Source organism: Citrobacter amalonaticus, assembly GCF_002918555.1.
Taxonomy (GTDB): domain Bacteria; phylum Pseudomonadota; class Gammaproteobacteria; order Enterobacterales; family Enterobacteriaceae; genus Citrobacter_C; species Citrobacter_C amalonaticus_A.
This window is the reverse complement of record NZ_PQMB01000002.1, coordinates 793,119-811,024: the sequence shown is the minus strand read 5'-3', so window position 1 is coordinate 811,024 and position 17,906 is coordinate 793,119. Positions and strand designations below refer to the sequence as shown.

The following is a 17,906-nucleotide window of genomic DNA, read 5'->3' as shown; positions in this document are numbered from 1 at the left end:
CTCTTAATCCTTAGTCTGCAACAGCGCGATGGTGCGGTTCATTTCGTTAAACACGATGTTAAGACCTTCGTCGAAGCCCATGCCTGGCTTGATCAGCATACGCATTGGACGTGCGGCGAGCGCCACGTGTACGCAGGTACGCGCGCTGATCTCGGTTTCGTTACAGGTACCGCCCTGATAGGCTTCCATTCCGTGCTTGTTGCAGTACAGCACCGCATCAACGATGTTGTGGATGCCACCGAGATCCGGGGTTTTGATCTGCACCATGTGGCAGCTACCGGCATCGGTAAAGTCCACGATATCCTGATAGGTATTGCACCACTCATCAGCGACAATTTTCACGCCGGATCCCAGACGGGTCAGCTCTTTGGTGATCGCGGTTAACATGCGGATTTGATCCGGTTTATTACCGGCATCTACCGGGCCTTCAATGTACAGCGGCAAACCCTGCGCCTCTTTTTCCAGGCTGGCGATATAGTCGGCGCAGCGCACCGGATCCATATCGAAAATCAGGCCAATGGTGCCGTATACGTCGATGTGCAGCGTCGGGTGATAGCGCGGGCTGGAGCGCAGGCTTAAGATACGGTCGGACAACCAGCGCACATATTCACGCAGTTTTTCCCCTTCCAGCCCCAGCTTCTCTTCGACGTTGTTGATCAGCGCATGCGGCAGCACGTCAACGCCTTTGAGGATCATCTTATCAACGGCGATATAGCGATCGTCACCGCTCTGACCAAATAACGGAATGGCTTCCGGGACGCACGGTAACTGCCATTCGTCGCAAACCACTTCGGTTTTCAGACGTCCGGTGGCCAGCGCGGTAGCATCAAGCAACGCCTGGGACAGGCCGTAACGCACGGCAGTGTGCAGCAGATTGCCTTCAATACGCAGCTTGTCGAAGAAGCGGGCGTTCGGCAGGAACGCATCCACATCGCGGCCTTCCAGCAGCGGTTTAATGTGGTCGTTAAGGAACGGAATGAAATGTTCGGCGAGGAACAGCGGGTCACGACCGCCCGCCCCGGAGTACTGTACGGCGGCACAGTCACCGACCGCGACCGCACCGTTTTCCAGAATCAGCTGTACGCTGACGCACTCTCCCGCCTGACGCACAGAGGTAAAGCCAGGGGTAACCGGCGCGCCGGTATAAATGAATCCGTCATGACCCGCGCCGTTTTTGATCGCCTGCTGATCGTCGAAATAGAATGAGGAGTAGCCAGCGGTAAAAAGGGCCTGTTTAATTTTCATTATGGTCTTCCTATTAATTGACTGTGGGATACAGCGTTGATGTCATCAACAACCATCTGGAATGAGGGCTTGCGTCCTTCAAAATGCGCGCGCTCGGCCACATAGTCGTGGTGCAGGGCGAGAATATCTTTCGGTAATGGAACCGCACCGGCCTCCAGAACGCGGATGGCGCCAAAGTTATCGCGGACCGGCAAAATTTTACCGGCGTTACAGGCTGCCGGGGCAAAAGGCACATCCAGCACGCCTGCTTCAAAGGCCAGCACCGTGCCACGGGCGACATCGCCGTTGCCCAGTTCGAACACTTTATTCAGCACGGCGCGGACTTCGCTCTTAATCAGATCCACTTCCTGCTCGACGGCGTTGCACTGCGGGAATTTTTGGTCGCGGACCATATTGAGCATCTGACGAGAGGCTTTAAGTCCCTGCAGGTTGGCTGCCGCGGTAGGGATACCGAAGGCTTCGTGCGGACTTTTGGTGATCACTTTGGTTGCGCCAGCCATGCCAGCCACTGCCGAGCCCCAGGAGATAATGGCGAAGGCTTTGGATTCGTCTTCCGGGAAGCCGCCCATCCACTGGTGGAAGACGGTGCTAAGCTCGTAATCATCAAAACCGTAGTTCTGGAAGTATTCGTGGGACAGCTCGCGCAAAGACTGAATCGCCGCGATATCCTGTGTCAGGCTACCCACCTGACCATAGCCCACGGTAATGGACTTCACGCCCTGTTCCAGTGCCAGCAGACCTTCGATAATCGCCACCGCGTGAGACATAAACGGCGGGATCAGGGTGCCGGTCAGCGGGCCAAACGGTTCACGGTTAATGCGGATACCGTGCTCTTCATACAGACCCATCAGGCGATCGCAGTACTGCCAGTCGCGAATCGATTTTTCCAGGGTGACGCGTTTGGCGTAAGGAATGTTGTAGGAGATGCCGCCGCCTTCGTAGCTGGTAAAGCCGCTGGCCATCGCGATTTCCGCCAGCAGACGCGCATCTGGCGTACCGTGGCGCACCTGGATCGGTTTTTCCAGCGCTTCGGTCATCCGGCGGCAGGCCGCGACGCCGTGGTTTACCACAGGTAAACCGTTCAGCCTGGAGGTTCCCGCTTCGATGGATTTCTGAATGCCAACCGCCGCTTCTTCATAACGGTTCAGACGGGTATAGGCATCAATGGTACTGGGCAGCAGATCGCACTCTTCCTGTAGCGTTTTGAGCAGTTCAATGTGCTCATCCATCAGCGCCACGCCCGCTCGCGGCTGGCTGAGCGTTTTACCTTCCTGGTCGGCTTTCAGCAGAGCATAAGAAAAGCGTTTTTTCTCAGGGATTGTTTGCTGGTACTTCACGCCATCTTCGAAGTTCTCGACATCCTTGCCGGTATGCCAGGTCTGCAATACCTGACGCCGCTCGGTCATGAATTCGTCATGGGTTAATTTTTTATTTCGAAGTTCCATTCGTAGCTGCCTTTGGTTTTATAGGGTTAAACAGTGAATGCTGGTGCGAGCCGCGGCCTGCGGATACAGCCTGGCAACGTTTGCCAGTAGAGGGAGCAGGCCTTTTGAGTCGCGGTAATATTCAAACTGAGAGGGTAAGAGAATGCGTCTGCCGTCGTCGTCCAGCTCGCGGTACTTCAGCCAGCTGTGGATGTCGAACTGGCTGGCGCGGGAGAGCCATCCGCCGGAACCGACGACTTTGCGGACGGTGGTCAGATCGCGTCCCATCTGCAAATCGACGTTACCCACGCAGGTGCAAACCTGTTTCTTGGTGCCGGCATGACGTTCGCTGGCGTAGCCGACGCACAGTCCGGCCAGGACGGTGTCGAAGTACTTCTCTTCCTCACTGACGGGCAAATAATCCGGGTGGGCGACCAGATGATGCAGATAGCGATAAAACGCGTCCTGACGCTGCGGCTGGTGGGCGAATACCACATTCACCAGCTCCTGGGTGCTTTCACCCACGACGACGGCTGAGACGCGCATACCGAGATCGCCTTCCACGGTGCGTTTCACAAACGGTTCCGGCACGCCATGCAGCACCGTATCCGGAGAGAGCGTGTTGGCGCTGGCGGAATAGACGTCGGTGGTTGCGCCGCCCATATCAATCAGCATGAACTCTTTCCATGCGCTGTCGTAGTCGCTGATGGTTTTCACCAGCTCATAGACTGTCCACGGTGTCGGCATGGGTTCTTCACCGGTTTCACCGACGATAACGTCCAGCCCTTTTCCTTTCACAATGCGGGACAAGAAAACATCGCAAATGGCTTTGCGGGCGGCCCAGGGATTCGGGTGATCAAGATCTGGCAGAATGTTATCTACCGTGATCAGATCTTTGTGACCGAGAATCGCCTGCACGTCGTCCTGAATGTCGCGGTTTCCGGCGTAAATAATCGCACAATCAAGTGACGACTCTGCCAGCGCGTGAGCATTGGCCAGGCCGTAGCTCTCTTCACCGCCATCGGTGCCGCCCGTAAACAGCAGAATGTCCGGCGGCGTGGCTTCCAGTTCCTGGATATCGTGGCGGTTCAGTTTGTACGAGTAAAACTGGGCGATTTTGGCACCCGCTGAGTGAGCGGTAACTTTCGCCGATTCCAGCGTGATGGACGGCACCAGCCCCATTGCCGCCACGGCGAGCCCACCTTTCGCCGATGAGGAGTATTTCAGCGTGACCTCACCGCGGTTAAGTAACGGACGCGCATCGGCAACGTTCAGCACCTGGTTCAGGCTGGCAAAAAAACCTTCAGCCAGATGATGGGTTGTTGTCGGGGTCAGAACGTGGTTAACCAGCGTCAGCTCATCCCCCTCCAGTGAGAAGAGGGCTGCTTTAGTCCACGTCGAGCCGATATCGACAGAGACGGTTTGCATCAGATAGCCTCTTCAAGACAATTTTGTTCAACACCGTGACGCTGACGAATATCGTTCGCCATTAACTGGCAGACGTCTTCAAGGTCGTGACTTGGCGCGAAGACGCGGTTGAAGCCCATCTCTTTGAATTTGGCTTCAATATCGGCAAAGTCATGCTTACCGACCACCAGATTACCGCCAACATAAAGAAGAATGTCGCCGATGCCGCGCTCAATGCAGCGCTCGCGCAGACCCAGGCAGTCGATATCGCCGTGTCCATAAATGGATGACACGACAATGGCGTCAGCACCGGTTTCGATGGCAGCATCAATATATTCATCCTGACTTACCATTACCCCCAGATTGATTACGCGAAAATCATGGGCAGTAAAAACGCGGTCCAGAACTTTATTGCCTACTGCATGGCAGTCAGCACCAATGACGCCAATAACAAGTGTTGATTTCTTCATGGGTAATCCTCTCCAGGACTGATGTGAACAATGAATATTCTCGTCATACTTCAGGTTGCAGATGCGTTGGCTTTGTTACCAGACCCTTGCCCCTGCATTGCCGCCGTCCCGCAACTCGAATTATTTAGAGATAAATGTCGTTTTTAATATTCCGCCCATATGGAGCATGTCAGGCGGTCGGGTATTTAATTGTCATGGAGTTTCTGTGGAAGGTGAGGGGGATGCAATTGATCTATTTTCAAAATATCTTTCGCAAAACTGCCATTCTGCGAATGTTTTGTTAAAATCCTTTTATTTCATGACTTTAAAAATTATTCATTAATGTTGCTTTGGGTTTTCATATCATCGGTCAATAAATGAAATATCATCTTTGTGATCGCAATCTTATTTATTGATGAACGGATTTTTAGAAAATAAAAAATAAAGCAAGGGTGGAAGTGTGAGATGTGTAACGGAATGAGGGACAACGATACTGTACACATTTTATTATTGTTAATAAAATGATAAATGCAATGATGATTTGTTTATCATAACTAAAATCAGACGATGAAAATTCAGCGAAGATAATGATCTTTATATTTGTGAAGCAGTTAACAATTTATAATAATACCTGGTGCGCATATACTTATTAACGCTGTTTCCTGTGTGCGATCAATGTAAATTTGTAATCGTCAGTATTAAACGCATTACGACTGTATTCGAATACCCGACCTCCTTTTAAAAATCCTCGCGAGACTTTCTCCAGAATAGGTTTTGTGAGAGGGATACCAAGCAGACGGCTCATCTCTTCTGTGGGCATGAGAGGGATCAGTTCCTGCTCACTGCGCTCAATCACCCACTGTTTCATCTCTTCGATGAAGTGGTATTTCGAGTTTTCCATTACCTGCCAGGTTAAATCAGGAAACAGCGCCAGCGGCATCCACGTCTCTTCCAGCGCGACCGGTTTTTGCTTGATGTAACGCAGCCGCTTAACGTGCCAGACCCGGCTATCTTCAGCCAGCTGTAATTGGTTTATTAAAAATTCATCTGCCGGAACGACTTCGAAAACCAGCACTTCGCTGTGTGTGTCGCTGCCCCGGTCCGTCAGCTTTTCATCGAAACTGGTTAATTGGTAAATATCGTAATTAACCCGCTCTTCCTTAACGTAGGTGCCGCTGCCCTGAATGCTTTCGATGATCTGCTGTTCGGTCAGCTGTCTGAGTGCCTGACGCACGGTGACCCGGCTGACCTCAAACGCCGCCTGTAGCGCTGACTCTGTCGGCAGGGCGTCGCCGGGCTTTAGCTCACCGCGCTGAATTTGTTCACGGATCCGGTCGGCAATCTGTCGGTACAGCGGTTTTCGGCTCATGCTTTTTTCTATCGGGTTAATACGACTTCAGCCATTATGCCTGATGAATTTAAGGTGTAAACAATACAAATTAAATACAAATTATCATCCTTAAGTGAAAATGATCACATAAATGTATTATTTCGTCTGGCACAATCCTTAGCACATAAAACCACCATTGTGTGAGGATCATGATGAACCTGACGACGTTAACCCACCGCGACGCGCTGTGTCTGAACGCCCGGTTTACCAGCCGTGAAGAGGCTATTCGCACGTTAGCGCAGCGGCTAACGGCGCTGGGTAAAATTGCCGATTTCGATAGTTTTCTGGAAGAGGTGCTTGCACGTGAAAACCTCGGCCCCACTGCGCTAGGGGAGGGGCTGGCGGTACCGCACGGGAAAACATCCGCCGTCAAAGAGGCGGCTTTTGCGGTTGCGACGCTCAGCCAGCCGTTAACCTGGGAAGGGGTTGACGGTCCGGAACCCGTCGAATTGATTTTTCTGCTCGCTATCCCCCAGGAGGAGGCGGGCAGCACCCATATGCAACTGCTGACCGCGCTGACCACGAGACTGGCAGATGATGAGATGCGAAGGCGCGTTCTGATGGCAACGACCGCTGATGAACTGATGTCGGCGCTCGATGACAACTGGCACTCTCCGACGGTGGCAACGCCGTTCAACGCCCCGACGATAGTGTGTGTGACCGCCTGTCCGGCGGGTATTGCCCATACTTATATGGCGGCGGAGTATCTGGAGAAGGCCGGCCGGAAGCTGGGCGTCAATGTGTATGTTGAAAAGCAGGGGGCAAACGGCATTGAAGGGCGGTTAACGGCGGAACAATTGAATACGGCAACTGCCTGTATCTTCGCCGCTGAGGTGGCAATTAAAGAGAGCGAGCGGTTTACGGGGATCCCGGCGCTGACGGTTCCCGTCGCCGAGCCGATTCGCCATGCGGAACAACTTATCCGCCAGGCGCTGGCGCTTGAACCGCAGAGTGAAAAGCGCACCCGCCAGGAGGATGTTCATCAGCATAAAGGGCTTAAGACGGAGCTAAAACAGGCTCTGCTGAGCGGCATCTCCTTTGCCGTGCCGCTGATTGTCGCGGGGGGGACGGTGCTGGCCGTGGCGGTATTGCTGGCGCAGATATTCGGGTTGCAGCCACTTTTCGATCAGGAGAACTCCTGGCTGTGGATGTACCGCAAACTTGGCGGCGGGATGCTTGGTATTTTGATGGTGCCTGTACTGGCGGCCTGGACAGCGTATTCTCTGGCCGATAAGCCCGCCCTTACCCCTGGTTTTGCGGCAGGTCTTGCCGCCAACATGATTGGCGCCGGTTTTCTTGGCGCGATAGCGGGTGGCCTGATCGCCGGGTATCTGATGCGCTGGGTGAAAAATCACCTGCGACTCAGCAGTAAATTCAACGGTTTTTTGTCGTTTTATCTCTATCCGGTGTTAGGCACGCTGGGCGCCGGGAGTCTGATGCTGTTTGTTGTCGGCGAACCGGTTGCATGGATCAACAACAGCCTGACGGCATGGCTTAACGGTTTATCCGGTGCGAATGCGCTGCTGCTTGGCGCTATCCTCGGCTTTATGTGTTCATTTGATTTAGGTGGCCCGGTTAATAAAGCGGCCTACGCCTTTTGTCTGGGGGCGATGGCGAACGGTGTTTATGGTCCTTATGCCATCTTTGCCTCGGTCAAAATGGTTTCCGCTTTTACGGTGACCGCCTCAACGTTGTTCTCTCCGCGTCTGTTTAAAGAGTTTGAAATTGAAACCGGAAAATCCACCTGGCTGCTTGGTCTGGCGGGGATTACTGAAGGCGCTATTCCGATGGCAATTGAAGATCCGCTGCGGGTGATTGGCTCCTTTGTGGTGGGGTCGATGGCGACAGGGGCGATTGTCGGGGCGATGAATATTGGTCTGTCGACACCGGGCGCGGGTATTTTCTCGCTCTTTTTACTGCACGACGCCGGATACGGCGGCGCATTGGCTGCGGCAGGCTGGTTTGGTGCGGCGCTGATGGGGACCGCTATCTCAACGTCAGTTTTACTGCTCTGGCGACGCCATGCGGTGAAGCAGGGCAAATATATGACGGATGGCGTGACGCCGTAAAATTTAACAGCCTGGTCATCAGGCTATCTGGATTGCCATTTTGAACCTGGGCAGTGCCCGCACAAAACCCGACAGCGTTGTGAACGCTGCTTGCGGCGGCCCGAACGTACTGCGTGTACGCTTCGGTTGCTCCGCGCTGTCTGTGTTCAAACTGTCTGCGCCAGTTACGCCTGGTGGATCAGGCTCAAAGCACAGGAAATAAAGATGAAAGCTGTATCTCGCGTTCACATTACCCCGCATATGCATTGGGACCGGGAGTGGTATTTCACCACCGAAGAGTCGCGCATTTTGCTGGTTAACAATATGGAAGAGATCCTCACCCGCCTGGAGCAGGATGCTGAATACCTCTGTTACGTGCTCGATGGGCAGACGGCGGTGCTGGAGGATTACTTCGCGGTAAAACCGGAAAACAGACAGCGGGTACAGCGTCTGGTGCAGGCCGGGAAGCTGATTATCGGCCCTTGGTATACCCAGACGGATACCACCATTGTCTCCGGTGAATCTATCGTGCGTAACCTGCTGTATGGCATGCGTGATTGCCAGGCCTTTGGTGAACCGATGAAAATCGGCTATCTGCCTGACTCTTTCGGTATGTCCGGACAGCTCCCGCATATCTACAACGGGTTTGGCATCACCCGGACGATGTTCTGGCGCGGCTGTTCAGAGCGGCACGGCACAGACAAGACTGAGTTTTTGTGGCAAAGCAGCGACGGCAGTGAAGTTGTGGCGCAGGTGCTGCCGCTGGGCTACGCGATTGGTAAGTACTTACCGGAGGACGAGAACGGGTTGCGCAAACGACTCGATAGCTATTTTGCGGTACTGGAAAATGCGTCATTAACCAAAGAGATTTTGCTGCCCAACGGCCATGACCAGATGCCGCTGCAACAGAATATTTTTACGGTGATGGACAAACTGCGCGAGATCTACCCGCAGCGAAAATTTGTGATGAGCCGCTTTGAAGAGGTGTTTGAACATATTGAGGCGCGGCGTGAGCAGCTCGCCACGCTGAAGGGCGAATTTATTGACGGTAAATATATGCGTGTTCATCGCACGATTGGCTCGACGCGGATGGACATCAAACTTGCCCACGCGCGTATTGAAAATAAGGTCGTCAATATTCTTGAACCGCTGGCGACGCTGGCCTGGACGCTTGGCTTTGAATATCACCACGGTTTGCTGGAAAAAATGTGGAAAGAGATTTTAAAAAATCATGCCCACGACAGCATTGGCTGCTGCTGTAGCGACAAAGTACACCGGGAAATTGCCGCCCGCTTCGCACAGGCGGAGGACATGGCCGACAACCTGACGCGTTTTTACCTGCGCAAAGTGGTGGACAATATGCCGCACAGCGACAGTGACAAACTGGTGTTGTTTAACCTGATGCCGTGGCCGCGTGAGGAGGTCATTAACACCACAATTCGGCTACGCGCCAGCCAGTTTTGTCTGCGGGACGATCGTGGGCATTCCATTCCCTTTTGTATTCGCGAAGCCCGTGAGATCGATCCGGGACTCATTGACAGGCAGATAGTGCATTACGGCAACTACGAGCCGTTTATGGAATTCGATATTCAGCTCCATCAGATTGTTCCGTCAATGGGCTACCGCACGCTCTACATTGAGCCTGGCGAGGCTGGAGAGCGCATTCCGGTTAACACCTCCCCTTCACGGCAGCTGGAAAATGCGTTCTGGCAGATTACCGTTAATGACAACGGTACGCTGTGTCTGCATGACAAGGATAGTGGGATCCGCTATGACCGCGTACTGGCGCTGGAAGAGGGCTCTGATGATGGGGACGAGTATGACTACTCGCCCGCAAGAGAGGAGTGGCTACTGACTTCCGCTTCGGTAAAGGCACAGTGCGACATTATCCATGAGGCGTGGCAAAGCCGGGCACGAATTCGTTATGAAATGATGGTGCCGCTGAATCTCGCACAGCGGAGCGCTCGTCAATGTAGCGGCAAAGTCGGCGTTGAGATAACGGTTACGTTGAGCCACAACAGCAGGCGAATTGATATTGAGGTGCATCTTGATAATCAGGCTGACGACCACCGTCTGCGGGTGTTAATCCCTACGCCGTTTGCTACCGATCGCGTGCTGGCTGATACGCAGTTTGGCTCTGTGAGTCGTCCCACGCAGGATCCTGCGATGGCAAACTGGCGAGAAGAGGGCTGGAAAGAGGCCCCTGTTCCCGTCTGGAATATGCTTAACTACGCGGCGCTTCAGGAGGGGATAAACGGTCTGGCGGTTTTCACCGAAGGGCTGCGTGAATTTGAAGTTCTCGGCGATGAGCAAAAAACATTCGCCATCACGCTGCTACGCGGCGTGGGATTGCTGGGGAAAGAGGATCTGCTTTTGCGTCCGGGCCGTCCTTCAGGAATCAAAATGGCGGTACCGGATGCGCAACTGCGCGGTCCGCTGTGCTGTCGGCTTAGCCTTTTCAGCTATAGCGGTACGCCATTAAGCGCGGGTATTGCCCAGCAGGCCAGAGCCTGGCTCACTCCCGTACAGTGCTATAATAAAATCCCCTGGGATGCGATGAAACTTAACAAGGCAGGGGTTATCGTACCGGAACGCTATAGCTTGCTGGCGATACCGCCGGTGGGATGTCAACTGAGCGCGTTCAAAAAAGCAGAAGAGCGGGATGAGCTGATTTTACGCCTGTTTAATCCATCTGAATCGACACCTTGTGATACCACTATTTCCTTCAGCAGAGCGGTTGAATGTTGTACAGAGGCGCGAATGGATGAACAATGGCATCGCGAGGAGGGCGGCAAGCCGGGAGATATGGGCACTTTTTTGCCGGGGCAATCGCGAACGTTCTGCTACAAAATTGCATGAATAGCCAGCAAACAGTCATTAGCCACGCTCTGCGTGGCTTTTTTATTAACAGAATAATAACAGTGCGGTGTTAATTCATATAAACATAAAAGTGAAATAATTGTGAATATTCGCAGTGTGAATCTTTCACCTGGCAAATAACAGTAAATTGACTACCCTAAACAGATCGGGGAAGTGAAAGAGAAACCTCCACGTTTTCGTTTATTAAAACACGGTTTTTATATATATAGCTTCCCGGCCAGTAACCATTGCCACCCCTGATGATACATGATGGTAACATTGCATTTACCCATGTCACTGCGTGTATACATCATTAACATAATTCATTGATTTTGATTTAAATCAATGTTTAATGCCTGGAAAGTGTTATCAAAACACGATAAATTGTCGCCGATCAAATTGGTGGAAAAGTGATAAGTTCGCTATAAATTGATCACTGTCGAAAAATGCAAATCTTCCTCAATAAAAACCTGTTTATTGTAAGGATTTTGCGGCGTAATATAATCGCGGGATCAATTTGAGTTTTTCATTAACATGTTTGTAACCTTTCATCATTGTTGTTTTCCCTTACGACGAAACGGCAATGAAGGAGGCGCGCAAATGAATTTGTATTGGGGCATGCGTGTGACCCTTTCTAACGGGGTTCACTCTCGGAGTCTTCATGCGATGAGCAAGGAGTCATGATGTTAGATATAGTCGAACTGTCGCGCTTACAGTTTGCCTTGACCGCGATGTACCACTTCCTGTTTGTGCCACTGACGCTCGGTATGGCGTTCCTGCTGGCCATCATGGAAACGGTTTACGTCCTTTCCGGCAAACAGATTTATAAAGATATGACTAAGTTCTGGGGCAAGTTGTTTGGTATCAACTTCGCTTTGGGTGTGGCAACAGGGTTGACCATGGAGTTCCAGTTCGGGACTAACTGGTCTTACTATTCTCACTATGTTGGGGATATCTTCGGTGCGCCGCTGGCTATCGAAGGTTTGATGGCCTTCTTCCTCGAATCTACCTTTGTAGGTCTGTTCTTCTTCGGTTGGGATCGCCTGGGTAAAGTCCAGCATATGGCGGTGACCTGGCTGGTGGCTCTGGGTTCCAACCTTTCTGCGCTGTGGATCCTGGTCGCAAACGGCTGGATGCAAAACCCCATCGCGTCGGATTTCAACTTTGAAACCATGCGTATGGAGATGGTGAGCTTCTCCGAACTGGTACTTAACCCGGTAGCTCAGGTGAAATTCGTTCACACCGTGGCTTCTGGCTACGTTACCGGTGCGATGTTCATCCTCGGTATCAGCGCTTACTACCTGCTGAAAGGACGCGATATCGCGTTCGCTAAACGCTCTTTTGCTATTGCTGCCAGCTTCGGTATGGCTTCCGTACTGTCTGTTATCGTACTGGGTGATGAATCTGGTTACGAAATGGGCGACGTGCAGAAAACCAAACTTGCTGCAATTGAAGCCGAGTGGGAAACCCAGCCAGCCCCTGCGGCGTTTACGCTGTTCGGTATTCCGGATCAGGATTCGCAGGAAAACAAACTGGCCATCCAGATCCCTTATGCGCTGGGTATTATCGCCACGCGTTCTGTCGATACCCCGGTTATCGGTCTGAAAGATCTGATGACGCAGCACGAAGAGCGTATCCGTAACGGGATGAAAGCTTACGCGCTGCTGGAGCAGCTGCGTGCGGGTTCAACCGACCAGGGCGTTCGCGACCAGTTCAACACCATGAAGAAAGATTTGGGCTATGGTCTGTTGCTCAAGCGCTATACCTCTAATGTGACTGACGCGACCGAAGCGCAGATCCAGCAGGCAACGAAAGACTCCATCCCACGCGTTGCGCCGCTGTACTTTGCGTTCCGCATCATGGTGGCGTGTGGCTTCCTGCTGCTGGCGATTATCGCGCTCTCCTTCTGGAGCGTTATTCGTAACCGCATTGGTGAGAAAAAATGGCTGCTGCGTGCGGCGCTGTATGGGATCCCACTGCCGTGGATTGCCGTAGAAGCGGGCTGGTTTGTCGCAGAATATGGTCGTCAACCGTGGGCTATCGGTGAGGTACTGCCGACGGCGGTGGCGAACTCGTCGCTGACAGTCGGTGACCTGCTGTTCTCGATGATCCTGATTTGCGGCCTGTATACCCTGTTCCTGGTGGCGGAGCTGTACTTAATGTTCAAGTTTGCACGCCGTGGCCCAAGCAGCCTGAAAACCGGTCGCTATCACTTTGAGCAGCCCAATGTGGCCTCTCAGCCGGCACGCTAAGACAGGAGTCGTCAAATGATCGATTATGAAGTATTGCGTTTTATCTGGTGGCTGCTGGTTGGCATTCTGCTGATCGGTTTTGCGGTTACCGATGGCTTCGACATGGGGGTGGGCATGCTCACCCGTTTCCTCGGTCGTAACGACACCGAGCGTCGAATTATGATCAACTCCATCGCCCCACACTGGGACGGTAACCAGGTTTGGTTGATCACTGCCGGTGGCGCGCTGTTCGCGGCCTGGCCGATGGTGTATGCCGCTGCGTTTTCCGGTTTCTATGTGGCGATGATCCTGGTGCTGGCGTCCTTATTCTTCCGTCCGGTTGGTTTCGACTACCGTTCCAAGATTGAAGATACCCGCTGGCGCAATATGTGGGACTGGGGCATCTTCGTGGGAAGCTTCGTGCCGCCGCTGGTTATCGGCGTGGCATTTGGTAACCTGCTGCAGGGCGTACCGTTCCACATCGACGAGTACCTGCGTCTGTACTACACCGGTAACTTCTTCCAGTTACTGAATCCGTTCGGTCTGCTGGCGGGTGTGGTTAGCGTAGGGATGATTATCACTCAGGGTGCAACGTATTTGCAGATGCGTACGGTAGGTGAACTACACCTGCGTTCCCGTGCGACTGCTCAGGTTGCTGCACTGGTGACGCTGGTCTGTTTCGCACTGGCGGGCGTTTGGGTCATTTACGGTATTGATGGTTATGTCGTGACCTCTGCGTTGGATCATCATGCTGCTTCTAACCCACTGACCAAAGAAGTTGCACGCGAAGCGGGCGCATGGATGGTGAACTTCAACAGTGCGCCGATCCTGTGGCTGGTTCCTGCTCTGGGTGTGGCGTTACCGCTGCTGACGATTCTGACCTCCCGGATGGAGAAAGGAGCATGGGCATTCCTGTTCTCTTCTCTGACGCTGGCCTGCATCATCCTGACTGCCGGTATCGCTATGTTCCCGTTTGTGATGCCGTCAAGCACTATGATGAACGCGAGCCTGACCATGTGGGATGCGACCTCCAGCCAGAGAACGCTTAACCTGATGACCTGGGTTGCGCTGGTGTTTGTACCGATCATCCTGCTCTACACCAGCTGGTGTTACTGGAAGATGTTTGGTCGTATCACCAAAGAAGATATTGAACGTAACACCCACTCTCTGTACTAAGTAAGGAGCTGAAAATGTGGTATTTCGCATGGATTTTAGGAACGCTTCTTGCCTGTGCATTTGGGATAATCACCGCGCTGGCGCTTGAGCATGTTGAAGCAAACAAAGCCGGTCAAGAAGAACACTGATGAGTAGTATTATCGCTCTGTTGTATAAAGCGATGGACAAGCGCCCCCTGCGGGCGCTTTCCTTTGTGATGGCGTTAGTGTTAGCGGGTTGTATGTTTTGGGATCCAACCCGCTTCGCCGCAAAGACCAGCACCCTTGAAATCTGGCATGGTTTACTACTGATGTGGGCCGTCTGCGCAGGTGTCATTCACGGCGTTGGATTTCGCCCACAGGCCGTACACTGGCAGGGAATTTTCTGCCCGCTCCTGGCGGATATCGTGCTGCTCGTTGGTCTGATTTTCTTCTTCTTTTGAATAAGAAACATCCTTAAATATTTATGGGCTTGCATTAGCCCATAAATTTTTACGCTCCCTTAACTTCTCCCCATTCCCAAGCCTCATCCGCGCGCGTATAGTAGCAACGTTTAAAAGCTCCAACTTTTGTTTTACCGGGATGTAAAGTGAATACAGCGCGATATACAACGGCATTCTTGATGCCTCGCGACGGCAAGTACGCAAATCACCAGACGTTCACAAGAATCAGTGACGGGTGTGAGTGGGCAAAGCCAACAAAGAGGCAGTAAGAATGAATAAGTATATATTTCGATGGCCGGTTCGTGTCTATTATGAGGACACCGATGCCGGTGGTGTGGTTTATCACGCCAGTTACGTCGCTTTTTATGAAAGAGCACGCACAGAGATGCTGCGTCACCATCACTTCAGTCAACAGGTTCTGCTGGCTGAACGAGTTGCCTTCGTGGTGCGTAAAATGACGCTGGAGTACTATGCGCCAGCGCGTCTCGACGATATGCTCGAAATCCAGACTGAAATTACGTCAATGCGTGGCACCTCTTTGGTTTTCACGCAACGCATTGTCAACGCAGAGAACACCGTGCTCAATGAGGCTGAAGTTCTGATCGTTTGCGTTGATCCACTCAAAATGAAGCCTCGTGCGCTTCCCAAGTCTATTGTCGCGGAGTTTAAGCAGTGACTGACATGAATATCCTTGATTTGTTCCTGAAGGCAAGCCTTCTGGTTAAACTTATCATGTTGATTTTGATTGGTTTTTCAATCGCATCCTGGGCTATTATCATCCAGCGGACCCGTATTCTGAACGCTGCCGCACGTGAGGCTGAAGCGTTCGAGGACAAATTCTGGTCCGGAATCGAACTCTCCCGCCTGTATCAGGAGAGCCAGGGGCGTCGTGATAATCTGGTCGGGTCGGAACAAATCTTCTATAGCGGGTTCAAAGAGTTTGCTCGCCTCCATCGTGCAAACAGCCATGCGCCGGAAGCCATTGTGGAAGGGGCCGCGCGCGCGATGCGTATCTCGATGAACCGTGAACTGGAAACGCTGGAAACGCATATTCCGTTCCTCGGTACCGTCGGTTCTATCAGCCCATATATTGGCCTGTTTGGTACCGTCTGGGGGATCATGCATGCGTTTATCGCTCTGGGGGCGGTAAAACAGGCGACTCTGCAAATGGTGGCTCCGGGGATCGCGGAAGCGTTGATTGCCACGGCGATTGGTCTGTTTGCCGCGATTCCGGCGGTAATGGCTTACAACCGCCTTAATCAGCGAGTCAACAAGCTGGAACTGAATTACGACAACTTTATGGAAGAGTTCACCGCGATTCTGCACCGTCAGGCGTTTACCGTTAGCGAGAGCAACAAGGGGTAAGCCATGGCCAGATCGCGTAGGCGGGGTCGTCGCGACCTTAAGTCCGAAATCAACATCGTACCGTTGCTCGATGTACTGCTGGTGCTGCTGCTGATCTTTATGGCAACAGCCCCCATCATTACCCAGAGTGTGGAGGTCGACCTGCCGGATGCGACAGAATCGCAGGCCGTCAGCAGCAACGACAATCCACCGGTGATTATTGAGGTTTCTGGGGTAGGGCAGTACAGCGTGGTGGTTGAGAAAGACAGGATGGATCAACTGCCGCCAGAACAGGTTATCGCTGAAGCGAAAAGCCGCCTGGAAGCGAATCCGAAAACGGTCTTCTTGATCGGTGGCGCGAAAGATGTGCCTTACGATGAAATAATTAAAGCGCTGAACTTGTTACACAGTGCGGGCGTGAAATCGGTTGGCTTAATGACGCAGCCAATCTGATGTCTGCGTTGCGCTGGCTTGAAAGAGAGCAGGTAACAGGCGAACAGTTTTTTGGGAACCGAGAGTGTCAAAGGCAACCGAACAGAACGACAAGCTCAAACGGGCGATAATTATTTCAGCAGTGCTGCATGTCATCTTATTTGCGGTGCTGATCTGGAGTTCGTTCGATGAGCATATAGAGGCTTCAGCCGGAGGCGGCGGTGGTTCTTCCATCGACGCCGTAATGGTCGATCCTGGCGCTATTGTGCAACAGTACGACAGGCAGCAGCAACAGCAGGCAAGTGCTAAACGTGCAGAAGAGCAGCGTGAAAAACAGGCGCAGCAGCAAGCTGAGGAACTTCGCGAGAAGCAGGCTGCTGAGCAGGAAAGACTAAAGCAACTTGAGAAAGAGCGTTTAGCGGCCCAGGAACAGCAAAAGCAGGCGGAAGAAGCGGCGAAGCAGGCTCAGCAACAGCAAAAGCAGGCAGAAGAAGCGGCGGCGAAAGCGGCAGCTGATGCTAAAGCGAAGGCGGATGCGCAGGTCAAAGCCGCAGCTGACGCGCAGAAGAAAGCGGAAGCCGATGCGGCTAAAGCGGCGGCTGATGCCAAGAAAAAAGCGGAAGCAGAGGCCGTGAAAGCCGCCGCTGATGCGAAGAAGAAAGCTGAGGCCGAGGCTGCGAAAGCGGCTGCTGATGCGAAGAAAAAAGCCGAGGCTGAGGCAGCAAAACAGGCTCAGGCTGAAGCGGCTAAGAAAGCTGCCGCAGAAAAGGCCGCTGCTGAGAAAGCGGCTGAGAAGAAAGCTGCCGCAGAAAAAGCCGCTGCTGATAAAAAAGCAGCCGCAGATAAAGCTGCCGCAGAAAAAGCCGCTGCTGATAAAAAAGCAGCCGCAGATAAAGCAGCCGCAGAAAAAGCAGCGGCTGATAAGAAAGCGGCTGCTGCGAAGAAGGCCGCGGCAGAAAAAGCGGCTGCGGCTGAAGGTGTTGACGATCTGCTGGGCGATCTAAGCTCAGGTAAGAATGCGCCGAAAACCGGCGGCGGGGCGAAAGGGAGCAATGCTTCCCCAGCCGGGAGTGGTAATACTAAGAGTAATGGCGCTTCAGGTGCGGATATCAGCAACTATGCCGGACAAATTAAATCTGCCATTGAGAGCAAGTTCTATGATGCATCGTCCTATACAGGTAAAACCTGTACGCTGCGGATAAAACTGGCTTCTGATGGTATGTTGTTGGATATTCAGTCTGAAGGTGGGGATCCCGCGCTTTGTCAGGCAGCGCTTGCTGCAGCCCGACAGGCGAAGATACCAAAACCACCGAGCCAGGCGGTATACGAAGTGTTTAAAAATGCACCTCTGGACTTTAAACCGTAAGATACGCTTTCCCCATAATTGCGGGGGAAAACAATCTTCGGGAGTCGCTGGGTTCTGGTAGTTTTATGTATTTGAGTTTGTTAACATTCTGCTAAATTATCGTGGGCTTTCCGT

15 protein-coding genes are annotated in these 17,906 nt (G+C 52.7%); 10 read left to right on the top strand and 5 right to left on the bottom strand.

The window, feature by feature from the left end:
• Nucleotides 1–3: 3 nt before the first annotated feature.
• The 5 genes from C3432_RS09395 to C3432_RS09375 all read right to left on the bottom strand — a co-directional run bounded on the left by C3432_RS09395 (nt 4) and on the right by C3432_RS09375 (nt 5,894).
• The gene (locus C3432_RS09395) at nt 4–1,245 is read right to left on the bottom strand and encodes a methylaspartate ammonia-lyase (protein ID WP_103776345.1); all 1,242 of its coding nucleotides are present in this window, start codon (nt 1,243–1,245) and stop codon (nt 4–6) included.
• A complete protein-coding gene (locus C3432_RS09390) occupies nt 1,245–2,690 on the bottom strand; it encodes a methylaspartate mutase subunit E (protein WP_103776344.1) in 1,446 nt (481 codons plus the stop codon). The genes C3432_RS09395 and C3432_RS09390 overlap by 1 nt, the downstream gene beginning before the upstream one ends.
• 18 nt (nt 2,691–2,708) lie before the next feature.
• Nucleotides 2,709–4,097 (bottom strand): methylaspartate mutase accessory protein GlmL, encoded by a 1,389-nt coding sequence (glmL, locus tag C3432_RS09385; protein ID WP_103776343.1) that lies wholly within the window; start codon nt 4,095–4,097, stop codon nt 2,709–2,711.
• On the bottom strand, nt 4,097–4,546 hold the full coding sequence (gene glmS / locus C3432_RS09380; protein ID WP_103776342.1) for a methylaspartate mutase subunit S: 450 nt from the start codon (nt 4,544–4,546) through the stop codon (nt 4,097–4,099). Before glmS ends, glmL begins: the two co-directional genes overlap by 1 nt.
• A 628-nt stretch (nt 4,547–5,174) precedes the next feature.
• Nucleotides 5,175–5,894, bottom strand: a complete 720-nt coding sequence (locus C3432_RS09375; protein ID WP_103776341.1) for a GntR family transcriptional regulator — start codon at nt 5,892–5,894, stop codon at nt 5,175–5,177.
• Between the two features lie 173 nt (nt 5,895–6,067).
• Between C3432_RS09375 and mngA the strand changes: the two genes are divergently transcribed.
• The 10 genes from mngA (at nt 6,068) to tolA (ending at nt 17,792) form a co-directional block, all read left to right on the top strand.
• On the top strand, nt 6,068–7,984 hold the full coding sequence (gene mngA, locus C3432_RS09370; RefSeq protein ID WP_103776340.1) for a PTS 2-O-a-mannosyl-D-glycerate transporter subunit IIABC: 1,917 nt from the start codon (nt 6,068–6,070) through the stop codon (nt 7,982–7,984).
• 204 nt (nt 7,985–8,188) lie between these two features.
• On the top strand, nt 8,189–10,822 hold the full coding sequence (gene mngB / locus C3432_RS09365; RefSeq protein WP_103776339.1) for a mannosylglycerate hydrolase: 2,634 nt from the start codon (nt 8,189–8,191) through the stop codon (nt 10,820–10,822).
• A gap of 683 nt (nt 10,823–11,505) precedes the next feature.
• A complete protein-coding gene (gene cydA / locus C3432_RS09360) occupies nt 11,506–13,074 on the top strand; it encodes a cytochrome ubiquinol oxidase subunit I (RefSeq protein WP_103776338.1) in 1,569 nt (522 codons plus the stop codon).
• A gap of 15 nt (nt 13,075–13,089) precedes the next feature.
• On the top strand, nt 13,090–14,229 hold the full coding sequence (gene cydB, locus C3432_RS09355) for a cytochrome d ubiquinol oxidase subunit II (RefSeq protein WP_103776337.1): 1,140 nt from the start codon (nt 13,090–13,092) through the stop codon (nt 14,227–14,229).
• 14 nt (nt 14,230–14,243) lie between these two features.
• Nucleotides 14,244–14,357: a cytochrome bd-I oxidase subunit CydX gene (gene cydX / locus C3432_RS09350; RefSeq protein ID WP_103776336.1), complete on the top strand. Its 114-nt coding sequence runs from the start codon at nt 14,244–14,246 to the stop codon at nt 14,355–14,357.
• A complete protein-coding gene (ybgE, locus tag C3432_RS09345; protein WP_103776335.1) occupies nt 14,357–14,650 on the top strand; it encodes a cyd operon protein YbgE in 294 nt (97 codons plus the stop codon). The genes cydX and ybgE overlap by 1 nt, the downstream gene beginning before the upstream one ends.
• Nucleotides 14,651–14,921: 271 nt before the next feature.
• On the top strand, nt 14,922–15,326 hold the full coding sequence (ybgC, locus tag C3432_RS09340) for a tol-pal system-associated acyl-CoA thioesterase (protein ID WP_043001341.1): 405 nt from the start codon (nt 14,922–14,924) through the stop codon (nt 15,324–15,326).
• Nucleotides 15,323–16,015 (top strand): Tol-Pal system protein TolQ, encoded by a 693-nt coding sequence (gene tolQ / locus C3432_RS09335; RefSeq protein WP_103776334.1) that lies wholly within the window; start codon nt 15,323–15,325, stop codon nt 16,013–16,015. Before ybgC ends, tolQ begins: the two co-directional genes overlap by 4 nt.
• A 3-nt stretch (nt 16,016–16,018) precedes the next feature.
• On the top strand, nt 16,019–16,447 hold the full coding sequence (gene tolR, locus C3432_RS09330) for a colicin uptake protein TolR (RefSeq protein ID WP_103776333.1): 429 nt from the start codon (nt 16,019–16,021) through the stop codon (nt 16,445–16,447).
• 64 nt (nt 16,448–16,511) lie between these two features.
• Complete coding sequence (tolA, locus tag C3432_RS09325; RefSeq protein WP_103776332.1) at nt 16,512–17,792, top strand: cell envelope integrity protein TolA; 1,281 nt, start codon at nt 16,512–16,514, stop codon at nt 17,790–17,792.
• Nucleotides 17,793–17,906 lie beyond the last annotated feature (114 nt).

Coding starts and splice junctions, on each gene's coding strand:
- C3432_RS09395 (WP_103776345.1), bottom strand. CDS start 1,245: ATGAAAATTAAACAGGCCCTTTTTACCGCTGGCTACTCCTCATTCTAT.
- C3432_RS09390 (WP_103776344.1), bottom strand. CDS start 2,690: ATGGAACTTCGAAATAAAAAATTAACCCATGACGAATTCATGACCGAG.
- glmL (WP_103776343.1), bottom strand. CDS start 4,097: ATGCAAACCGTCTCTGTCGATATCGGCTCGACGTGGACTAAAGCAGCC.
- glmS (WP_103776342.1), bottom strand. CDS start 4,546: ATGAAGAAATCAACACTTGTTATTGGCGTCATTGGTGCTGACTGCCAT.
- C3432_RS09375 (WP_103776341.1), bottom strand. CDS start 5,894: ATGAGCCGAAAACCGCTGTACCGACAGATTGCCGACCGGATCCGTGAA.
- mngA (WP_103776340.1), top strand. CDS start 6,068: ATGAACCTGACGACGTTAACCCACCGCGACGCGCTGTGTCTGAACGCC.
- mngB (WP_103776339.1), top strand. CDS start 8,189: ATGAAAGCTGTATCTCGCGTTCACATTACCCCGCATATGCATTGGGAC.
- cydA (WP_103776338.1), top strand. CDS start 11,506: ATGTTAGATATAGTCGAACTGTCGCGCTTACAGTTTGCCTTGACCGCG.
- cydB (WP_103776337.1), top strand. CDS start 13,090: ATGATCGATTATGAAGTATTGCGTTTTATCTGGTGGCTGCTGGTTGGC.
- cydX (WP_103776336.1), top strand. CDS start 14,244: ATGTGGTATTTCGCATGGATTTTAGGAACGCTTCTTGCCTGTGCATTT.
- ybgE (WP_103776335.1), top strand. CDS start 14,357: ATGAGTAGTATTATCGCTCTGTTGTATAAAGCGATGGACAAGCGCCCC.
- ybgC (WP_043001341.1), top strand. CDS start 14,922: ATGAATAAGTATATATTTCGATGGCCGGTTCGTGTCTATTATGAGGAC.
- tolR (WP_103776333.1), top strand. CDS start 16,019: ATGGCCAGATCGCGTAGGCGGGGTCGTCGCGACCTTAAGTCCGAAATC.